General features: G+C 36.2%; 1 pseudogene. It reads right to left on the bottom strand.

Going from position 1 to position 646, the window contains the following annotated elements:
• Positions 1-646 (bottom strand): annotated as a pseudogene (locus WA340_RS07540) (LamG-like jellyroll fold domain-containing protein); the annotation flags it as partial.

Raw genomic sequence — 646 nt, 5'->3', positions numbered from 1 at the left:
CCAGAAGTGTTAGCCACACCTTTCATAGTAAATCCTTCCCCAGGAAGTAAAGAACCGGTACTACGTACGTGTTGCCAATCTGCATAAGCACCAGATTGATTAGCGTATTTCCAAATCCAATAATCTGCAATACCAATAGGCGAACCAGAAGATCCATTATACCCATTAGTAATAAAGTTAATATTAGTAGGTGCAGCCGGATTAGTACCATCTCTAAAGACATTAGGTAAAGTGTAACTATTGTTATTAGTCGTAGAGTTAATCATACCAACAGGAGACGCCCAATAATTATAAGTATATAAATCGCGTGTACCTTGTTGATCACGTTCTAAACTACCAGAACTAGTAGGATCTAAATCACTATCTGTTGTTTGTATTAACTGTGATTCTCCTTCTAAATCAATTTTACCATCAATTTTAAGGTAGTGAGTTACAGTTAATCCATTACCAGCATTTGTAGCAGTATCACCAGAAAGTTCAAGTTCGTTAGCAGTAACAAATAAACCAAGAACAGAACGGTTTAGATTATTAGCAGTAGGTAAACTAGCATTGTCCATAGTAATATTATGAGACGTTTCTACAATATTCCAATCTACAGTAATGGTAGGATCGACTATAGAAGCAGAACCAGGTATGTATTGCTCAG

This window comes from Mesoflavibacter sp. CH_XMU1422-2 (assembly GCF_037029245.1).
GTDB lineage: Bacteria > Bacteroidota > Bacteroidia > Flavobacteriales > Flavobacteriaceae > Mesoflavibacter > Mesoflavibacter zeaxanthinifaciens.
This window is presented reverse-complemented; position numbering and strand designations above follow the sequence as displayed.